The organism is Bacillus sp. SH7-1 (assembly GCF_008042405.1).
GTDB classification, from domain to species: Bacteria; Bacillota; Bacilli; order Bacillales; family Bacillaceae_G; genus Bacillus_A; species Bacillus_A thuringiensis_N.
Map to the genome: position 1 here is coordinate 77820 of NZ_QNUD01000015.1, position 20588 is coordinate 98407.

The window sequence follows — 20588 nt, forward strand, 5'->3', positions numbered from 1 at the left end:
TTAAACTAAGCTATACGCACGTTTCGTTTCTTCGTGGAACTTATTCGTATCGTATTTATGCTCAACATAAATTTGATGCCATACCATAAACGCAAGTACAGTCCAAATTTTACGGCTATAATCGCCTTTATCTGCACAATGCGCTTCCAGTAAGTTTAATACATACTGTTTGTCGATTAAATGCTCTGTTTTACTCTCGTTTATAATATTGATAGCCCAATCATGCATTTCGTCTTTTAACCAGTGACGAATCGGTACTGGGAATCCAAGTTTTTTACGATCTAATACGTGATCTGGAACGATTCCGCGTGCTGCTTCACGTAAAATAGCTTTCGTAGTTCCGTTAGCAATCTTAAATTCAGTTGGAATTTTAGATGCAACATCAAACACTTCTTTATCTAAGAACGGTACACGAAGTTCTAATGAATTCGCCATTGTCATTTTATCAGCTTTTAATAAAATGTCACCGCGTAACCATGTGAACATGTCAATGTACTGCATTTTGCTTACATCATCATAATCTTTAATTTCGTTATACAATGGTTTCGTGATATCCATATAGTTAACACTCTCATTGTAATACTTCATTAATTCCGCTTTCTCTTCTTCACGGAAGATTTTCGCGTTTCCATAGTAACGCTCTTCAATTGGCGTACATCCACGCTCTAGGAAGCTCTTTCCTTTAAAGCCTTCTTTAAGAGCACCACTTAATGCTTTTAGGACGCTCTTTCCTGGGCTAGGAATGTAAGAGAACATTTTTAGTGAGTTCGGCTCACGATAAATGTTATAACCACCAAATAGCTCGTCTGCACCTTCACCTGAAAGAACAACTGTTACATGCTTACGCGCTTCTTTTGCAACGAAGTACAATGGTACAGCTGCTGGATCTGCTAAAGGATCATCCATATGCCAAATGATTTTTGGGAACTCATCCATAAACTCTTTCGCTGAAATGAATACGTTATGGTTTTTAACGCCTAATTTTTCAGCAGTTTCTTTCGCAACATCAACTTCACTGAAACCACGTTGCTCAAAACCAACAGAGAATGTCAATAAGTTTGGATTCATTTCTCTTGCAATAGAAGCGATAATAGATGAATCGATACCACCAGATAAGAATGAACCTACTGGTACATCACTACGCATATGCACTTTTACTGAATCATATAGCACATCACGAATCGCTTGGATATGCTCCTCTTTCGTTGCACTTGAAGCATTGAAATAAGGCTTCCAGTAGCGATGGATTTCCATCTCTTTACCGATTTCTTTTACGAAATAATGACCAGGCTCGATTTTGTTAACATCAATTGTTAATGTTTCTGGCTCTGGACCATATTGGTACGTAAAGTAATGTTGCAGTGACGTTGGATTAACGCCTTTATCTTCCATCACATGCATAATACTTTTCTTCTCAGATGCGAAGAATGTAGTATCACCTTGTTGTGCGATGTATAAAGGTTTAATACCGAAGTGATCACGTGCACCGAAAAGTTTCTTCTCTTCACGATCCCAAATCATAAATGCAAACATACCACGAAGATAGTCTACACATTTTTCTTTCATATGTGCATACAATGCAATGATAACTTCTGTATCAGATTGCGTTGAAAACGTTGCACCTTTTTCAAGTAACATTTCACGTAATTCTACATAGTTGTAAATTTCACCATTAAAAATAATTACATATCGATCATTTTCATAAGTTAGCGGCTGATGTCCTGCCTCTAAGTCAATGATACTTAAACGGCGGAAGCCAAATTGTACATGTTCATCACGAAAATATCCTTCGTCATCTGGACCACGGTGGAAAATCATCGTGTTCATATTTTCAAATTGATGTTTTTCTGTTTCTGAAAACTCTCTAGGGTTTTCACATAAACATCCTACAAAACCACACATACTTCTTACCCTCTTTCAGTTTTCATTCTGTCTCTATACTACTATATCAACCCTATTTATACTAGCATAATCAACTGAATATGGCGACCAAAAACTATAAAAAAATCACTCCATTTCACATTTTTAACAATTTTTTATGAAAACATGAAAACTAGGCACTCACCTTTCTCCGCTTTTGTCATATGATATTGCAAATTGATTTTTAGGAGGGAATATCATGAGTGAAGAAAAAAAAGACTCTTCTCGCCCACCGGTTCGTAATTATTTAAAGCAAATCGATGATTTCTTCGAGCAAACACCACTTCGTAATGTAATCGCTGATTTAAATCATTTTTTCCAAAAAGGAAACCGTTTATTAACATTCCCTGTAGATTTATATGAAGTTGGTGAAGAACTCGTTGTTACAGCTGAACTACCAGGTATACAAAAAGAACAAATTCAAATTGAAATACAAAGTGAATACTTAAAAGTCTCTGTAAAAGAAGAAATACTCGAAGAGGCTGAAGAAGAAACATCTCATAACTATTATCGCCGAGAACGTTCCATTTCAGAAGCATCCAGATTGATTAAATTACCGTACTCCATTAATAAAAAAGCTGCGAAAGCTTCGTATCAAAATGGCGTGTTAGAAATTCGGGCACCAAAACTTCCTCAACAACATGACATTTTATCCATAGACTAATGTAAAAAAAAGAAGGGTGCTTTGCACCCTTCTTTTTAATCCGCTAATCGCTTCATATCACGTATAATGTCTTCGTACGGCGTATTACTAATGCCACTATACTTTTTCATTACTTTTCCGTTTTGATCAATTAAATAAAATGATGTACCATGCATAACTTGACCATTCTCAGGTTTATCTACAAGTGACTGAAAATTGTCTTTTGCAAACTTTGTAATATCTTCTAACGAATAACCCGTTAATAAATTCCAGTTACTAGTATCCTCTGTAAACTTTTGAATGAAAGCCTTCAAATTCTCCGGCTTATCAAGGTCTGGATCTACACTAAACGAAACAAACTGAACGTCTAATTTCTCTTCTTTTGCCATCTTTTGCAGTTTTGCCATATTAGCAGTCATTGGCGGACAAACTGTTTGACAGTTTGTGAACATAAAATCTGCAACCCAAACTTTCCCTTTTAAATCTTTTGTGCCAAATGGCTTTCCATCTTGATTTGTAAATTGGAAAGTTTCTAAATCCCAATTCAATGGTTTACGAAGCTTTGAACCTGATCCACTACATCCAGCAAGTACAAAGAGACAAAATACAACCATAAGACCAATTACTTTTTGATATCGCTTCATTTATAAACCTCTTTTCTCTCTCCTAAATTTAAATAGGTTATGTTTATCATAACAAAAGTTAACACTACGAGAAAATTGTTTACTACATTTGTTCACGAAATCGTACGAATTTACGTATGTTACTTCTTTATTTCAAGCGAATTACTAGACAAAATATATTTTCCCACTATTATTTCTCTAAATAGAAGTTGCAAAACTAATTTTATTTTTACTTTTGTAAATACCTACCCCTATTTTTTTACAATTACTTAAACATTCATCCATGTTATACACTGTATTCCTTAACAACATTTCGGTACAATACAATTACAACGATTTTAAATGAGGTGATGTTCATGGCAAAGCGCTATGAAAATATGGATAATGTTAGCACAAAAAAATCAATTCGCTCTTTTTTACGCTGGCGTAAAGAACGAAAGCAAAACAAAAAAGATTTTTCTTTCTTAGTAGAACAATCACCCGTTAAACAAAGTGCATTTTTGCAAAGTAATGTTGAAAAAACGACTGTCACATGGATTGGGCACTCCACTTTTCTTATCCAAACGAATGGACTTAATATATTAACGGATCCAGTATTAGCCAATAAATTAAAGCTAGTTCCAAGACTTACAGAACCTGGACTTTCTATAAAAGAACTACCTAAAATTGATATTGTCCTTCTTTCACATGGTCATTATGATCATTTAGATTTTTCAACACTTCGCCAACTTAACGATGACGTATTATACTTAGTACCCATTGGGCTAAAAAAATTATTTACTCGTAAAAAATTCAAAAATGTACAAGAGTATAAATGGTGGGGAAGTACGACTATTGATGACGTTTCCTTTCACTTCGTCCCTGCTCAACACTGGACGAGAAGATCATTATTTGATATGAATACTTCTCACTGGGGTGGCTGGATTATTAAGAATGACAATATGGAGGAAACCATTTATTTTTGTGGAGACAGTGGCTATTTCCAAGGTTTCAAAGAAATTGGTAAACGCTTTTCAATTGATATTGCTCTTATGCCAATTGGTGCTTATGAACCAGAATGGTTTATGAAAGTATCTCATGTTTCACCTGAAGAGGCAGTGCAAGCTTATTTAGATTTAAACGCTACGCATTTTATTCCAATGCATTACGGAGCTTTTGCACTCGCCGATGAAACACCCCGCGAAGCAATAACTAGACTTCGAAATAATTGGAATTTGCGTATGTTACCGTGGGAACAACTACATGTACTCTTCTTAGGTCAAACTTTCACTTATAATAGCATAACAAATGATAAGCAAGTGAATGAAAAAATTGAAACATTACATGTATAACTGAGCTACTTATTTTCTATAACTAACATATAATATAGAAAATTATAAAGGGTGCTTTCTATGAATGAATATTTACAGACGCGCTATATCATTAGCGGTAGTGCCTGTATAGCCCTACTTATTTCTTACTTTCTATTTACATAAAAAAGCTACTTGAAATATATTTTCAAGTAGCTTTTTTATTACTCTGCTAAATACATAAATCCGATTGCACCCGGACCTGTATGAGTACTAATAATAGGCGTTGTATAGAAAATTTCTGATTGAGCAAACCCACTCACTTTTTCAACCGCCTCTTTTACACTTTCAGCTAAAGGAATTGCTTTCGCATGCGGAATTGCCACAGCTTTTACAACTTTTCCAGCTGTATCTTCCTCAAATAACTTAGCTAACGTTTTTACAATTTGGCCTTGGCTACGCACTTTCGTTACAGGGTTATAAACACCATCTTCAAGGCTAGCAATTGGCTTTATATTAAGCAGTGAACCGATAAATGCTTTTCCTTTACCGATACGCCCACCCTTCACTAAGTTCTCCAATGTATTTACTACTACATATAAACGAGTATTCTTTCTCACTTCATCTACACGTTTTAAAATTTCTTCTAGTGGGTGTCCTTCATTTGCCATTTTCGCAGCTTCGATTACTTGATATGCTAAAGCATGTGTAATAAATTGCGAATCAATAACTGTTACTTTTGTATCAGTCATTGATGCAGCACTATTTGCAGTTGCCACAGTACCACTCATTCCACTTGTCATATGAATGGAAAGTACTTCACTTCCATCTTCACCTAGCTTGTCATACATTTCTACAAATGTACCCATTGCTGGTTGTGATGTTTTTGGTAGTTCCTCTGATTTAAGCATTTCTTCAATAAATTCATCCGGTTGTAGATCTACGCGATCTAAATATGTTTGTCCGTTTACAGAGATTGATAATGGTAGAACATGAATGTCATACTTATCAATTACCTCTTGTGATAAATCTGCCGTTGAATCTGTTACAATTTTAATTTTTTGCATATTATATTCTTCCCTTTCCAATACGCTCTCCCTGTTATTATACTAGTATTCCCATTGCTTTCAACAATTTGGAACGAAATTTCATCAAATTAATTATATTTTTATATCTAAATCGAAAAAGACAGAGTTTCTAACCCTGTCTCTACTCTATATCATGCATTTTTTTCAAGAGTATTTGTTTTATATACATTTAAATAATCATTCCACTTCAAACAATTTTGTAAATATTCACGGAAAGAATACGAAAATCTTGGGTGTTTTTGTTTTTGAATTTTTGCAATAAATAATTGAAGACGAGACTGAATTAGAAACGATAATGGATGCTGCGCCTGTAGGACAGGGATTTCAAATATTTTAATACAATCCCCTGTTGAATGAGTGAAATAAAAACTTTTCGTAATCACAATATCAATCCTCTTTTTCATTGGATTTTGAACTTTCTCTACTTTACGCTGTAACACGTGTTTAAAGTGGAGACTCCTATGAATACAACAGTATCCTTAGACAATCCCTTTAATCCTTATAGTTTGAAGATTTATCCTCTATTCATCTCCACCTAATCCATCCCCCATCCTAAATATCCTTTAAGACAGGAATCTCATTATCCGTAAATTACTTAATACATTCAGTATAAACTTATAAAAGCGCAAAGTTTGTCTAAATTTTGGAGATTCTATAATTTTTTTCTTCTATATATTGTATACGTTTATAGCTAGAGTATAACAAATAAATAAAAAAAGTGCCTTCATAACGAGGCACTTTTCGACTGAATTTCTTCTCTTTTCTTTTTGCGCTTAATAACAATCTTTGATAGAGCGATACTAATTTCATAAATACAAATAAGTGGGACAGCTACTAAACTGTGTGATAAAAAATCAGGCGGTGATATACACGATGCAATGATAATTAATGCTACGTATGCATACCTTCTTATTTTTATGAGAAATTCCGCTGTCAACAATCCAATACTTGTTAAAAACATTACAACTACAGGTAATTCAAAGATTACAGCAAATGGAACTGTTAAATTAAGAACAAAATGAAAATACTTTTCTGTCGTAAACATCGTATTAAACATTTCGTTACCTATCGTAGTTAAAAAATGAAATAAAAACGGCATTACAACGAAATATCCAAAACATAAACCAGCAATAAATAATATGGACAATACCGGTATATACATCACTGTCATCTTTTGTTCATTTGGATGTAAACCCGGTTTTACAAATAACCAAATTTGTATAGCAGCAAAAGGAATTGTACAAACGATAGCAAATACTGTAGCAATCGAGAAAAAAATCCACAATACATCACTCGGTCCCAGAACTGTTAACTTCATCGGCAAGTCTTTTACGAGCCAAAAATATATATCCTTCGTAAAAGTAAATCCAATAATTAAAAATAATACAAATGATAAGACTGTATATATTACTCGTTTACGAAGCTCAACAATGTGTTCTACTACGCTCATTTCTTGATCTTCCATCTCGTTCACCACACTTTATTTATCCATTCCAAGGAAAATACATTACATTTTTTCCTTCTTTTCCTTCTCTTGAAATGCGTCATCTGTCAATTCTTTCGTTGATTTTTTAAACTCTTTTAACGTTTCCCCTAAAGCCTTTCCGATCTCCGGCAATTTTTTAGGCCCAAATAAAATGAGTACAGCTACTAAAATTAAAATTAACCCTGGAAAGCCAATATTTGAAAACATTTCTCCATCCCCTTTATTAGTAGATTCCTTGTCCTACTATTACATAATTTTATTTTGTCAAAAAAGTTTGAAAACGTCAACAAATCCATTGCCTTTTGTCAAAAAAATTCAAAAATATAATCAATTATACAAATTTCATTTTCTATTGCCCTTGTGTATGATATGGTAAGGGAAACGACATATTATTTTATGATAGTAGAAAGGATTTGCATTATGACTGAAAAAATGACACGAATGACACAATTTGTTAAAGAAGAAATTGCAAATGCAATTACACATGGTATCGGTGCCATTTTAAGCATCCCTGCCTTAATTATATTGATTATTCACGCCTCTAAACATGGTACCGCATCTGCAGTAGTTGCCTTTACGGTTTATGGTGTAAGCATGTTCTTACTGTACTTGTTTTCAACATTGCTACATAGCATTCACCATCCAAAAGTAGAAAAATTATTTACTATACTAGATCACTCAGCCATTTATTTATTAATCGCTGGCACATATACTCCTTTTTTACTTATTACACTTCGCGGAACATTAGGCTGGACGTTACTCGCTATTATATGGACACTAGCAATCGGAGGTATCGTCTTCAAAATTTTCTTTGTACGTCGCTTTATTAAGGCATCAACATTATGTTATATCATAATGGGATGGCTCATAATCGTAGCCATTAAACCACTTTATGAAAATCTAACTGGACATGGTTTTTCACTACTTTTAGCAGGCGGAATTTTATATTCTGTCGGGGCTATATTCTTCCTTTGGGAAAAGTTGCCTTTCAATCATGCCATTTGGCATCTTTTCGTCTTAGGTGGTAGTGCGATGATGTTCTTCTGTGTACTCTTTTACGTCTTACCTGCAGCATAATAAAAAGGTTTCAGCTTATATCAAGCTGAAACCTTTTTTATTACTTATGTAATTGTGATGCGATAACTTCCTGTGTATGCTTCGTTAACTCTTTAATATCCATATTCGCATACTCTTCAGGTGTAATCGGCTTAGAAATTGTTACTGTTGCATGAGCTGGTTTCATACGGTTTCCATTCGCTTCAAACATTTTATATGTCCCATCTAGTGTTACAGGTAAAATTGCTACACCAGATTTTACTGCAAGGTGAAAACTTCCAGCTTTAAACTCTCCAACTTCGCCACCCTTACTTCTCGTTCCTTCAGGGAAAATTACAATAGAATGTCCATTCTTTAAAAGTTCAATTCCATCTTTAATCGCTTGAAGAGATTGACGACGATCGCTACGATCCATAAATACACAATTCATCAGTTCCATCCAAGTTGGTACAACTGGAAACTTTTTAATCTCTGCTTTTGAAACGAATCCAATTGGTTTATTTAAGTAACCTAGTAAAATAGGGATATCCATATTACTTTGGTGATTACTTACAACTAGTACTGGCTTGTCTTTCGGAACATTTTCAAGTCCTTTCACTTCTACTGTCCCTCCAGCTACACGTACCATTTTCTTACCAAACCAATTTGTTGTTTTATACACAGCATTATCTTTTTCTTGTGGCGCCATCGTATTTACTTGTCTTTTAAGACGCCACATTCTCGGTGTAATCGCAATTACGATTAAAATTAAATAAAAGATTTTAAAAAACGTTTGAATCATACAGAACCCCCACCTATTATCATTCCGACCTTCATTATACTAGACAAACGAAGGAAAAAGAAGAAAAAAAGTCCAAACAGCAAGTGTTTGGACTTTTTAAGCATTCTATATTAGAAACGTTTTGCTAATTCACGAGCATTAGCAATTGCTGCTTCTTTAATTTCTTGTGCTTTTTCAGGGTTTGCATTCATACCTTCAACTGCAATATATTCAGTATCATTTACACCGACAAATCCTAATACAGTTTTTAAGTGATTGCGACCGAAGTCTACAGCTGCGTATGCTCCTTCAGAATATACGCCACCTGTTGCTTGAATATGAAGCGCTTTTTTACCTTCTAATAAGCCGACTGGACCATTTTCAGTATATTTGAATGTTTTACCTGCGATTGCTACGTTATCTAAGTATGCTTTTACTACTGGTGGGTAGCTAAAGTTCCACATTGGAGTTACGAATACATAACGATCTGCATGCATAAATGTTTCTAAGTTTGTGTTCATTGCTGCAACTTTTTGTTGTTGAACTTCAGTTAAAGTTTCAAAACCTTCACCTGCTGCAAATTTACCCCAAGCAGCAAATACATCTGCATCGATTGCTGGTACTGTAGTGTTGAATAGATCAATTGTTACAACTTCGTCTTGTGGATGTTCGTTTTTATAAGCTTCGATGAAAGCTTCCCCTACTGCCATTCCGAAAGAACCTTCTGCTGAATTTGGATTTGCTGTAATAAATAGTACTTTTGTCATTGTATTCTCTCCCTTTTTTCTTTTTATCTTTAATTCAAGATTTGTTTTTTAAAAGTTAATAACTTACCTTATGTAAGTATAATACAAAAAGTTTTAATCGATGTCAATAAAAAATAGCTACTTTTTTTTCGTAAGTTAATGATTTATTTCGTTTCCTTAAAATTCAGTATACAAATATTAAGAATTCCTTCATATAAAAAGGCTAGCTCTACAAATTATAGAGCCAGCCTTTTATTACATATTATTTTTGAAATACATGTTTTACTTTTTCAGCTGGAATGTTACTTCCACCTCTACCTTTTACATCTTCAATCATCATGGTAATGACCATATCTGGTGAATTTAAATCAAATGCAGCGAACCAGCCTAGTTCTTTTCCTTCGGCCTCTTTTGATACTTTTAATTCTGCTGTACCTGTTTTTCCAGCAAGAGTCATGCCATCAATTTTAGCAATTTTCCCAGTACCATCTGGATCATTAATTACTTTCGTCATAGCAGTTTTTAATATATCCTGATTGCCTTTTGAAATTACATTCTCTTTCCAAACTTTTGGTTGCTTATCTGTTTTAATAATATATGGAGAAGGTATGTTTCCATCATTAACAATTGGTGCGTACGTTAATGCTAGATGGAGTGGCGTCATTAATACTTGCCCTTGTCCATAACCTGTGTCTGCCATTTGAATATCATTTTTAATACCATCATTTGCGATTTTAGAAGCTGGGAATCCATATTCAATTGGTAGTTTCTCATCGAATCCGAATTTTTTCGCTTCACTCATAAACTTGTCTTTTCCGATTTTCAAAGCTTCTTGTGCGAAGTAAATATTATCCGAGTATTTCATCGCCTTATCAAGATCAATCGGATTTGCATCTTTTACACGCGTTACATAATAATTACCCCAAGAAGAATCTTTTGTCCATTTTAATCCTTCAATTTTCAACTCTTCTTTTGGATCAATCGTTTTCGTTTCAAGACCAATTGCAGCTGTAATTGGTTTAAATACAGAACCTGGTACCGACAATTGTGTAAATCGATTTGTCATTGGTTTTTTCGGATCATTATTCCATGCTTCGCGTTGTGCTTTTGATGTCCCTCTTGCAATTATATTAGGATCATATGCTGGACTACTTACTAGTGCAATTGTTTCTCCACTTTTCGGATTAATTGCTGCACTTGAACCAGCTTCGCCCTTCATTTCATTATACGTTTTTTCTTGAACAGCACTATCAATCGTTAAAGTTACATTTTCTCCATCAACAGCATCTGTTTTTGCCAAGTTTTTAATTTCTTTTCCTTGCGCATCTTCTACAAAGACACGGCCACCTTTTTTACCGCGTAGCTTTTCCTCTAATACTTGCTCTAAACCAGCTTTACCAACTGGGTCATCAGCTTGATAGCCTTTCTTTTGTAGCGTTTTTAAATCTTCAGCATTAACCTTTCCAATATAACCAGTCAGATGAGCTGCCGCTTCCCCTAACGGATATGTACGAACATTTACAGGTTTTGTTGCAACACCTGGTAAATCAATGTACGTATTTTGTGTTGCCCCTTCAGGCAAAATTCCAATTGGTACGAGATACCCTGGTTTTACCCATTTAGCAGCTAATTTTTGATCAATTTCTTCTACAGACATATTTAACAACTTCGCTACTGTTTCTTTCGTTTGCGGAGCAGCATCCCCTAGCTGTTCAGGAATCATTCCGATTTCAGAGGCTTTACCATTTACCGCAAGATATTTACCGTTACGGTCATATATTTCTCCTCGTTTTGGTTGCGTCGTTTGCATGCGTACTTTACTATCTTTCGTCATGCCTGGGAATATGAAATCAGGAGTCCAATCTACTTTCCAAGATTCTTTATCTCCATCTTTTTCTTTCACCATTTTTGCTTCATGGCCAAAAGTGATTTTACCACCCACTGTATCCATGCTTACTTTAAAAGGGACAGGACCTTCATCTTTTTTATCTTCTTTTACTTCCCCTGTTTCTACTTTTAAATCTTTCACTTCAATGCCAGAATAAATTTTTTCATATTTCTCAGTGAACTCTTTCTTTGAAATATCTTTTTTTGCCTTTTCTGATAATTGATCATACATTTCTGCAAATTTTTGTTTATTCCATGCTTTTGCATATGTATCAAATGCTTCTTGTGGTTTTTCTTCTTTACCACATCCAACTAACATGAATGTTAAGCAAAGAAAAAGAATCCCCCATATCTTTCTCAATCGATTCTCCTCCTTTTTCTACACAAATACTTTAGAAAATTTTAGCATTTTTACATGCATCTTTCATTATAGCACTATCGAATGTCATCTATAAACTCATATTGATGAATACAAATAAAAAGATTGATGTGAATTTTCACATCAACCTTTATTATTATTGCTGCTTCTCATATACATGGTAATAGTACGTATAAGGATTTTTTTCATCTGTTAAACCTTTTTCTACAAAAACTTCTTTCCAATTTGTCATATCGATTTCTGGGAAGAATGTATCTCCTTCAAATGCATGATGGATTTTTGTTATATATAACTTGTCTACGTAAGGTAAAAAGAGATCATAAATTTGCGCCCCGCCAAAAATAAAAATTTCCTCTTCATTTTTGCATAGCTCAAACACTTCTTCTACAGAATGTGCTACTTCACAGCCTTCCACATGATATCCTTCATTACGAGTTACAATAATATTACGTCTTCCAGGCAGTGGTCTACCAATCGCTTCATAGTTCTTTCTGCCCATAATAAGCGGATGACCCATCGTTGTTTTTTTTACATACTGTAATTCACTCGGTAAACGCCAAGGTAAATTATTATCTTTACCAATTACTCTATTCTCGTCCATTGCGACCATAAATGAAACTATCATCTTTTCATCTCCTCTACAATTACACTGCAACTGGTGCTTTAATTGCTGGGTGTGGATCATATCCTTCAATCGTTAAGTCTTCCATTTCAAAATCGAACACAGATTTCACATCTGGATTTAATGTAAGTTTCGGGAATGGACGTGGTTCACGTGCCAATTGCTTTTCTATTTGCTCAAAATGATTTGTATAAATGTGTGCATCTCCAATTGTATGAACAAATTCACCCACTTCAAGACCACATTCATGTGCAATTAAATGTGTTAGTAATGAATAACTTGCAATGTTAAATGGAATTCCAAGGAATATGTCACCACTTCTTTGATATAGCTGACAAGAAAGTTTGCCATCTGCTACATAAAATTGGAATAGCGTATGACAAGGCGGTAATGCCATACTTGGTACATCTTCAGGGTTCCAAGCAGAAACGATTAAACGACGTGAGTCTGGTGTTTTTTTAATCATTTCAATTACATCTTTTAACTGATCAAGCGTCTCACCAGCTGTCGTTTTCCAAGCACGCCACTGCTTACCATATACGTCTCCTAAATAACCATATTTATTTGAGAAATCATCATCTTCTAAAACGTTCTTTTTAAACAATTCCATTTGCTCATCGTACTGCACTTTAAATTCCTCATCTTGTTGTGAACGAAGACCGAAATCAGTCATATCAGGACCAGTATACTCATCGCTTTCTACCCAGCTCTTAAATGCCCATTCATTCCAAATGTTATTATTATGCTGCAATAAATAGCGAATATTTGTATCACCTTTCATAAACCAAAGCAATTCACTTGCTACAAGGCGAAACGGCACTCTCTTTGTCGTTAATAAAGGAAAACCTTTACTTAGATCAAAACGCATTTGATAACCAAATACAGATACAGTGCCTGTCCCTGTACGATCTTCTTTCTTCGTACCGTGCTCCATTACATGACGGCATAAATTTAAGTATTCATTTTCAGCATGTTTCATATGTAGAAAAACCTTCTTTCAATCTTATATGGAATTTATCATAACATGAAAAATAGTAAATTTAATCATCCTAACCAATAAAAAATATTTCTATATAAACAGAATTCTACTCCAATATATTTTTACAAAAAGTAAATTTATAATCGCCCGATCCTAAATCCCTTTCCATATTATGTTCTGCCTGCCAATTCATTTCATCTATCCGTAATGTAGCGCTTGTATTAGGTGGTACAGAAATTTGTAGAAGGGCTTGTTCATTTTCTACACGCCACTCAATCTTAATTTCTCCATAAGCTGTCTCACGTTTTACTCTAATCCATTCTAAATTCGAATCAAAATGTGGTTGTACATAAAAATGTTTATATGCGGGATTTGTTTCATCCACTTCTATTCCAACAATATATCGATATATCCATTCAACGATAGAGCCATATGCGTAATGATTGTACGAATTCATACTATCATTCCAAAGTGTTCCGTCCTCTTTCACGCCATCCCAATGTTCCCAAATCGTTGTGGCACCTTTTTTCACTTGATATAACCATGATGGATAATCTTCATGAAATAGAAGCTTACAAGCAAGGTCATGACGGTTAAACTTGCTTAATATTAAATTTAAATACGGTGTTCCTATAAAACCTGTTGTTAAATGATTTTTATTTTCTTTTAAAAGCTCAATTAAGCGATTAAATACTTTCTCCTTCACATTATCTTTCACTAGTTCAAAAAGAAGTACTAATATGTGGGCTGTTTGGGTATTTGAAATTAACCTACCATTCGGTGTAACGAATTCATTTTGAAACGCTTGAACTATATTTCCATGTAGCTCTGCATAAAACTTAGCATCTGTATTTTCACCTAAAATCTCAGCAACCTTTCGTAAAAGCGATGTAGAATACGCATAATAAGCTGTCCCAATAAAATGCTTGTCTGTTCCGCCTTCATATACATCAGGTTTCGTATCTAATGCGAGCCAATCTCCTAAATGATAGCCTGTATCCCATAAATACTCATTTTCACCTTGTGAACGTATGTAATCTATATACTTCTTCATACTGTCATATTGTTCTTTTAAAATCGATACATCTCCGTAATGTAAATAATGAACCCACGGACATATAATTGCTGCATCGCCCCAACCACCAGAAGTATGTAAATCAAAATCCGCTCTTTTCCCAAACGCATCTGGAATAACTAACGGCACAGCTCCATTAACATTTTGATCTAATGATAAATCTTGGAGCCACTTTTTAAAGAACAATTGCACATTCATAATTTGCGTAGCTGTCCCAATAAACATTTGTGCATCTCCTGTCCATCCAAGTCGATCATCTCGCTGAGGACAATCTGTTGGCACATCAAAAAAGTTCCCTCTTTGAGACCATTCCACATTATGATGCAGTTGATTAATTAATGGATTCGACGTTTCAAATTCAGTCGCTTTTTCCATATTTGTATGTAATACAACCCCTTCAAAATCTGCTATTTGAGGTGGCTGGGTTAATCCACTTATTTTCACATACCTAAAGCCTTGATATGTAAAATGAGGTTCAAACGTCTCCTCTTCCTCTCCTTTTGCTATATACACTATTTTTTGTTTTGCCTTTCGGAGATTTCCAGCGTAAAAACTACCGTCTTTATTCAATATTTCAGCGTGATGCAATTCTATCTTTTGGCCACTATAAACATAACGGACTATAAATTGAACCCAACCTACCATATTTTGTCCCATATCAATAAGCCATTCATGATTTGGTAGTTTTGAAATAGCGATCGGTTTTATAATTTTCATTTTACGAATTGCTTCATTTTCTTGTGCAACAATTATTTGCTTAGAATGCACAATTACTTCAACATCTTCTAGCTCTTGATCACTTTCTTCTAGCCTAGCGTCATAAACCTCCCCTTCATATATTTCCGAATACAAAATAGGGCTTGGCGTTACTTTCCATGTTTCATCTGTTACAATTTTTTCTTTCGTTCCATCTTCATATGTTATATGTATTTGAGCAATTACCGCACGTCTTTTCCCATAATAATTACGTACATGATGCATGGTAATCGGCCCTTTATACCAGCCGTTGCCTACTAGAGTAGAAATATCATTATGCCCAATCTTTAATACATGCGTTATATCATATGTTTGATACAATACCCTTTTATCATAACTTGTCCATCCGGGAGTAAAATAACAATCTCCAATACGCTCTCCATTTATAGAAGCATCGTATAATCCTAAACTAGTAATATATAAACGTGCTTTTTTAACTATTTTTTTAATAGAAAAGCTTTTTTTAAAGGACATAACTTGCGTGCACTCTTTTTTCGCAGCAATCCAATTCCCGCTCCAGTTATCTTTCCCTTGTAATCCAGTCTCCCAAAATGCAACTTTAGACCAAGATGATTCTTCTCCGTAATTATCCCATACCTTTACCCGGTAAAAATAACGCGTCTCTGCTTTATATGAAAATGAATTGACTGGTATATGTACACTTTGATCTGTTTCTACTTTTTGTGAATCAAACATTATAATCTCAAAATCTCTATCCTTCGCAACCTGCAATTGATAAGCAAGTTGTTTTACATTTCGGTTCCTCGACTCAAGCTGCCAACTCATTTTAACAACTTTTGAATCTATACCTATCGGATTTTTTTTATTATCACAAAGCACTCTCTTTATTGTTAGCACACTTCTTCACCATCTTTTCTAAATCTTAATTTAAATTAATTATAATAAAAATAAAATTCTAAATAAATAATAATTTTATTCATTCTTACAAAATTATTAACTTTCCATATTTATAAAGGTTTTTATTTTCTATTACCGAAAGTATAGTGCGGTAGAACAAAATTTATATTTGGAGGTTAGAAGTATGTCTAAAATTGAAACGCCTGTTATGACATCTTTACAAACAACGGTTGAAAAAATGATGAAGGATTTACATGTTCCTGGTTGTGCTGTAGCTGTTATAAAAAATGGTGAAGTTATTATTTCAGAAGGTTTCGGCTATCGTAATATAGAGACAAAAGAGGCTGTTACACCGAGTACTCGGTTCGCAATTGGTTCCTCAACGAAAGCTTTTGGCACACTTTCATTAAGTTTATTAGCACAACAAAAAAAATTTAATTGGGATAGTCCTGTCCAGTCTTATATACCTAACTTCTCTTTATCTGAACTACTTGCTAGCTCACAAGTTACCGGACGAGATTTAGCTTCTCATCGAACTGGTGTAAGCCGTCATGAGGCTCTTTGGTATAGCTCTTCCTTATCTCGAGAAGATCTTGTCGAAAAAATAAAACATTTACCGCTTGATGCACCGTTTCGGACTTCATTTCTTTATAACAACTTAATGTATGCGACAATTAGTTATATTGTAGAAAACATTACGAATCAAACATGGGAACAATATGTTACAGAACATATTTTAGAGCCTTTAAATATGAGGCATACAAACTTCTCTGTTACAGATTCACAAACTACAGATGACTATGCTTTACCTTACATTGAAAATGAAGGTGATATAAAAGAAGTTCCATTCCATAACATCGATACAGTCGGCGCTGCTGGGTGTATTAATTCTACAATTGAAGATATGGCAAATTGGGTACTTCTTCACTTAAACAAAGGGAAATTTGGAGACCATGAATTACTCTCCTCTGAATTATTACAACAAATGTATACACCACATAATTCCATTCCAGATCAACCAGTTTTATCACTTCCTGAATCTCCATTAAATAGTTACGGTCTTGGATGGTTTATAAGCGCTTATCGTGGTAAAAAGGTGATTCATCATGGCGGTAATATTGATGGATTTTCAGCGCTTGTTTCATTCATGCCAAATGAAAATGTGGGTCTTGTTATATTAACGAATGCCGGAGGCACATTACTACCTACTTATCTCGCTAATCAAATTTATGACGAACTACTTGAATTAGAATCTATCGCTTGGCATAAACGTGCTGTAGAAGATACTGAAAATATGAAGGAAATGATGAAAGAAGCAACTGAATCACTTCCTGAACAAATTAAAGGGACTACACCTTCTCATAAATTAGAGGATTATACTGGTAATTTTGAACATCCTGCATATGGAACATTACAAGTATACAAACGAGATAATTCGTTATTTGTACAATTTATGGAGATGGATATTCAATTAGGGCATCATCATTACGACATCTTCTCTGCAAAAGTTGATTTATTCCAAATGAAAATGAGTTTATTATTCGCTTATGAAATGAATGTAAGTGGTGATTTCCCATCTCTTCAGTTACATGTGCCAGCTATGTTAAGTACTCAGCCGCTTGCATTTAAGAAAATTAAATAAAGTTTTAATAGAGGGATGATAACACTTCCCTCTATTTTCCATTACAATTCCCATCCAAATAAAGGATTTTACGTATTGAACAAAGAATCACTTTATTTAACTATTTAAATTGTAAGGAGGAAAAGCCGTGTACTCAGAAATTTTTAAAGAAGTTGTTTCGATTACTCATCACGATTATTCAGGCTGTATAGATAAGGAAGGATGGGACGATCCTACTACTTATTTACAGGCAGTTGAGAAACTAGAGAGACTAGGGGAACTAACACCAGTACAATTTACTGAAATCGTACGTGATTACTTACTAGACTTTAAAGACAAGCATATGTTTTTCAAAATGTACTCTAACAATCAACCTCTAAACAGTGTTGGCTTCCAGGTGAAAAGATACGAAGACCGCCTATATATTACATCTACGTCTGAAGAAAAACGAGTAAAAAAAGGACAAGCTATCCTTGCATTAGACAATATGAAAATTCCTGATCTAATAATAAAATATAAGAAATATTTAAACGAGAATACATATGAACATGAAAAATGGGATTATGTTTTATTACAATCATCAAATTGTACACTTATAGATGAAGATGAAGTAACCGAAACCATTACTTTACAAAAGTATAAACAAAGCGAATACACGCCCATTTATTCATTTAAACAATATAATAAAGATACACTCTTAATTACTTTGACGGATTTCGCAAATGCTGAAGCTATTAATACATTATTAGACTCACACAAAAATAAGCTTAATGCTTTTCCGAATTTAATTATAGATGTGCGATTAAATCGTGGCGGAAGTGATGATGCATTTTTTAACCTACTTCCTTACTTATTTGAAGACAAAGAAATTTCTCTTTTCGATTCTTCAGAAACAATGCAATTAAATCATACAGAACGAAACTTTCATTTAAGAATGAAAGACATAGAAATAGAAGATTATGATTCTTTAGATGAACTTTCCAAATTATTCACTAATATGTTTATTCAAGATTTAAAAAAGAATTATAAAAAAGGATTCGTTACATTTGATACTTCTGGGTTACCAAAAGAACTCCAGACATTAAAAATACATGGGCGAAAATTACCGAGTAGAGTAGTTATATTAACAGATGTTACATGTGGGAGTTCTGGTGATTCTTTTGTAGAAGTTGCAAAAAAATCATTGAAAGTAAAAGTAATAGGTCGTCCTACTGCTGGTTTAAATGATTATTCTAATTTAGCAGTAATGGAATGGGCTGATACATTCGCTCTTTACTACCCTACTTCACGACTTTCAATTATAGATAAGGGCAAAGGAATGTCCGGAATTGGTATACAACCACATATACATATCCCGTGGACTCCGGAACATATACAAGAAGATGTGGATTTAAAATTAGCATTGCAACTACTTCAAAACGAAGAATGGTAAAAAATAAAAGGTAGATGTGACCCACACCTACCTTTTCTATTTCATATCAATTTTTTCTGGTTGAAACCAATTTGGCTTTAATAGCTCAAAGTCTTTATGATCCTCTAAAACTACAGCAAGACGTTCTAACGTATCATCTAACATATGCGGTGCTGCTCGTAATGTCCAGACAACTGAAGAGAAAACCGTCATGCCAACGTACACCGCATATAATCTCCAGAACTCCTCAGGTATTCTTCCGTTATAATATCCAGTAATTTGTCCAATCGCATATGGGATACTAATGTCCCGTGCAAATAGTGCGATTTTTACGAAATCATGAAGTGGGTCGCCCCAGTCGTAGCCATTAAAATCAACAACTCCTACATACTTTCCATCCCGTACAATTATATTTTCTAAATGAAAATCATCGTGTTGAAATCGATTGGGGCGGTTTTGTAAATATTTTTCATTTTCATCGATAAACTTAATGATTTTATCATCATTTTTTATTTTTATTCCGCATGTTTTGTATGCCTCTAAATATTTCCGATGTTTTTTCATAGCCCTTTCATACCATGGAAGTATATCATTAGGAGCTTTATATGTATGCATTTTTGCTAAATCTTTTCCTGCCTCTATACCAATATTATATTGTTCTTTTGGTGAATACGTAGGCAATAGCTTCTTCGCATCTTCCCCTTCTAAATATGAAAAAATGCCATAGCATAAACCTTCTTCTGCCAACAAACCCATTTCAATTGGTTTTTGTGCTTGCACACTACGGTTTTGCATTTCATTTAAAATTTGAAACTCTATTTTCTTTCTTTCATACTCTTTTATATCGCCTGTCCGCAATAAATATTTTTCATTATTTGCACTCGTAATTATATATTTCTTATCAGGTGAGAAACCTTTGAAAATTTCCTCAATACCCACTGCTTCTTTTACTATTTGTATATTATTTTGCCATGCTGTAATTGTCTTCATGTTTATTCCCCTTACATTTCTACATTTGGTGTGTAAGCTACTTCTATAATAAACCCATTCGGATCATAAAAATCAATCGTATAGTACCCTTCCGAATGATGATTCCTTTCAATCGGACCACGTATTACGTTAACTTTCATACTAGAAAGAAAATTTGCTACCTCATCAACAACTTCTCTTTTAATAGCTCGGTAACAAATATGTCTTGGTCCTAAAGTCTTTACAATCTCCCCATCTACTTCTTTAAAATATATTTCACTTTTACCTGCACTATATGATACATCATTTAACTTCCTCTATCCAATTGTGGAAAATAATACATCATAAAAAGAAATGGACCCCTCTAAATTTGCTACCCAAAATTCAATATGATGAATACCTGCTCGAAGTGTATTCATA

18 protein-coding genes and 1 pseudogene are annotated in these 20588 nt (G+C 34.1%); 5 read left to right on the forward strand and 14 right to left on the reverse strand.

Going from position 1 to position 20588, the window contains the following annotated elements:
• Positions 1-1902 carry an asparagine synthase (glutamine-hydrolyzing) gene (gene asnB / locus DN390_RS14250; RefSeq protein ID WP_147807630.1) on the reverse strand — a complete coding sequence of 634 codons (1902 nt, stop codon included), beginning with the start codon at positions 1900-1902 and terminating at the stop codon, positions 1-3.
• 217 nt (positions 1903-2119) lie between these two features.
• On the opposite strand from asnB, the gene DN390_RS14255 reads away from it, so the two are divergent.
• Positions 2120-2584 carry an Hsp20/alpha crystallin family protein gene (locus tag DN390_RS14255; RefSeq protein WP_001288083.1) on the forward strand — a complete coding sequence of 155 codons (465 nt, stop codon included), beginning with the start codon at positions 2120-2122 and terminating at the stop codon, positions 2582-2584.
• A gap of 35 nt (positions 2585-2619) precedes the next feature.
• On the opposite strand, the gene DN390_RS14260 is transcribed toward DN390_RS14255, so the two are convergent.
• A complete protein-coding gene (locus DN390_RS14260) occupies positions 2620-3207 on the reverse strand; it encodes an SCO family protein (RefSeq protein ID WP_097949271.1) in 588 nt (195 codons plus the stop codon).
• Positions 3208-3542: 335 nt separating this feature from the next.
• Here DN390_RS14260 and DN390_RS14265 point away from each other — a divergent pair, with 335 nt between their 5' ends.
• Positions 3543-4517 (forward strand): MBL fold metallo-hydrolase, encoded by a 975-nt coding sequence (locus DN390_RS14265; RefSeq protein WP_147807631.1) that lies wholly within the window; start codon positions 3543-3545, stop codon positions 4515-4517.
• A 182-nt stretch (positions 4518-4699) separates the two neighbouring features.
• Here DN390_RS14265 and DN390_RS14270 read toward each other — a convergent pair whose 3' ends face one another.
• The 4 genes from DN390_RS14270 to DN390_RS14285 form a co-directional block, all read right to left on the reverse strand.
• Positions 4700-5542, reverse strand: a complete 843-nt coding sequence (locus tag DN390_RS14270) for a DegV family protein (RefSeq protein WP_147807632.1) — start codon at positions 5540-5542, stop codon at positions 4700-4702.
• 152 nt (positions 5543-5694) lie between these two features.
• Positions 5695-5946, reverse strand: coding sequence for a DUF2535 family protein (locus DN390_RS14275; protein WP_000629012.1), 252 nt, complete (start codon positions 5944-5946; stop codon positions 5695-5697).
• Positions 5947-6287: 341 nt separating this feature from the next.
• The gene (tatC, locus tag DN390_RS14280; protein WP_147807633.1) at positions 6288-7028 is read right to left on the reverse strand and encodes a twin-arginine translocase subunit TatC; all 741 of its coding nucleotides are present in this window, start codon (positions 7026-7028) and stop codon (positions 6288-6290) included.
• Positions 7029-7070: 42 nt separating this feature from the next.
• Positions 7071-7256: a twin-arginine translocase TatA/TatE family subunit gene (locus DN390_RS14285; RefSeq protein ID WP_000492443.1), complete on the reverse strand. Its 186-nt coding sequence runs from the start codon at positions 7254-7256 to the stop codon at positions 7071-7073.
• A gap of 213 nt (positions 7257-7469) precedes the next feature.
• Here DN390_RS14285 and trhA point away from each other — a divergent pair, with 213 nt between their 5' ends.
• The gene (trhA, locus tag DN390_RS14290) at positions 7470-8126 is read left to right on the forward strand and encodes a PAQR family membrane homeostasis protein TrhA (RefSeq protein ID WP_060630675.1); all 657 of its coding nucleotides are present in this window, start codon (positions 7470-7472) and stop codon (positions 8124-8126) included.
• A 40-nt stretch (positions 8127-8166) separates the two neighbouring features.
• Here trhA and DN390_RS14295 read toward each other — a convergent pair whose 3' ends face one another.
• The 6 genes from DN390_RS14295 to DN390_RS14320 form a co-directional block, all read right to left on the reverse strand.
• Positions 8167-8886: a lysophospholipid acyltransferase family protein gene (locus tag DN390_RS14295; RefSeq protein ID WP_147807634.1), complete on the reverse strand. Its 720-nt coding sequence runs from the start codon at positions 8884-8886 to the stop codon at positions 8167-8169.
• A gap of 110 nt (positions 8887-8996) precedes the next feature.
• Positions 8997-9632 carry an FMN-dependent NADH-azoreductase gene (locus DN390_RS14300; RefSeq protein ID WP_060630673.1) on the reverse strand — a complete coding sequence of 212 codons (636 nt, stop codon included), beginning with the start codon at positions 9630-9632 and terminating at the stop codon, positions 8997-8999.
• 241 nt (positions 9633-9873) lie between these two features.
• Complete coding sequence (gene pbpC, locus DN390_RS14305) at positions 9874-11859, reverse strand: penicillin-binding protein 3 (protein WP_147807635.1); 1986 nt, start codon at positions 11857-11859, stop codon at positions 9874-9876.
• Positions 11860-12013: 154 nt separating this feature from the next.
• Positions 12014-12502, reverse strand: coding sequence for a dihydrofolate reductase (locus DN390_RS14310; RefSeq protein WP_060630671.1), 489 nt, complete (start codon positions 12500-12502; stop codon positions 12014-12016).
• 19 nt (positions 12503-12521) lie between these two features.
• Positions 12522-13478 carry a thymidylate synthase gene (locus DN390_RS14315; RefSeq protein ID WP_147807636.1) on the reverse strand — a complete coding sequence of 319 codons (957 nt, stop codon included), beginning with the start codon at positions 13476-13478 and terminating at the stop codon, positions 12522-12524.
• 106 nt (positions 13479-13584) lie between these two features.
• Positions 13585-16167, reverse strand: a complete 2583-nt coding sequence (locus DN390_RS14320) for an alpha-L-rhamnosidase (protein WP_147807637.1) — start codon at positions 16165-16167, stop codon at positions 13585-13587.
• Between the two features lie 184 nt (positions 16168-16351).
• On the opposite strand from DN390_RS14320, the gene DN390_RS14325 reads away from it, so the two are divergent.
• Both DN390_RS14325 and DN390_RS14330 read left to right on the forward strand, forming a co-directional pair.
• Positions 16352-17809: a serine hydrolase gene (locus tag DN390_RS14325; RefSeq protein WP_147807638.1), complete on the forward strand. Its 1458-nt coding sequence runs from the start codon at positions 16352-16354 to the stop codon at positions 17807-17809.
• 127 nt (positions 17810-17936) lie between these two features.
• Positions 17937-19220: a S41 family peptidase gene (locus DN390_RS14330; RefSeq protein WP_147807639.1), complete on the forward strand. Its 1284-nt coding sequence runs from the start codon at positions 17937-17939 to the stop codon at positions 19218-19220.
• Positions 19221-19256: 36 nt separating this feature from the next.
• On the opposite strand, the gene DN390_RS14335 is transcribed toward DN390_RS14330, so the two are convergent.
• Both DN390_RS14335 and DN390_RS14340 read right to left on the reverse strand, forming a co-directional pair.
• On the reverse strand, positions 19257-20189 hold the full coding sequence (locus DN390_RS14335; RefSeq protein ID WP_147807640.1) for an aminoglycoside phosphotransferase family protein: 933 nt from the start codon (positions 20187-20189) through the stop codon (positions 19257-19259).
• An 11-nt stretch (positions 20190-20200) separates the two neighbouring features.
• Positions 20201-20587: pseudogene (locus DN390_RS14340) on the reverse strand (VOC family protein).
• Position 20588 lies beyond the last annotated feature (1 nt).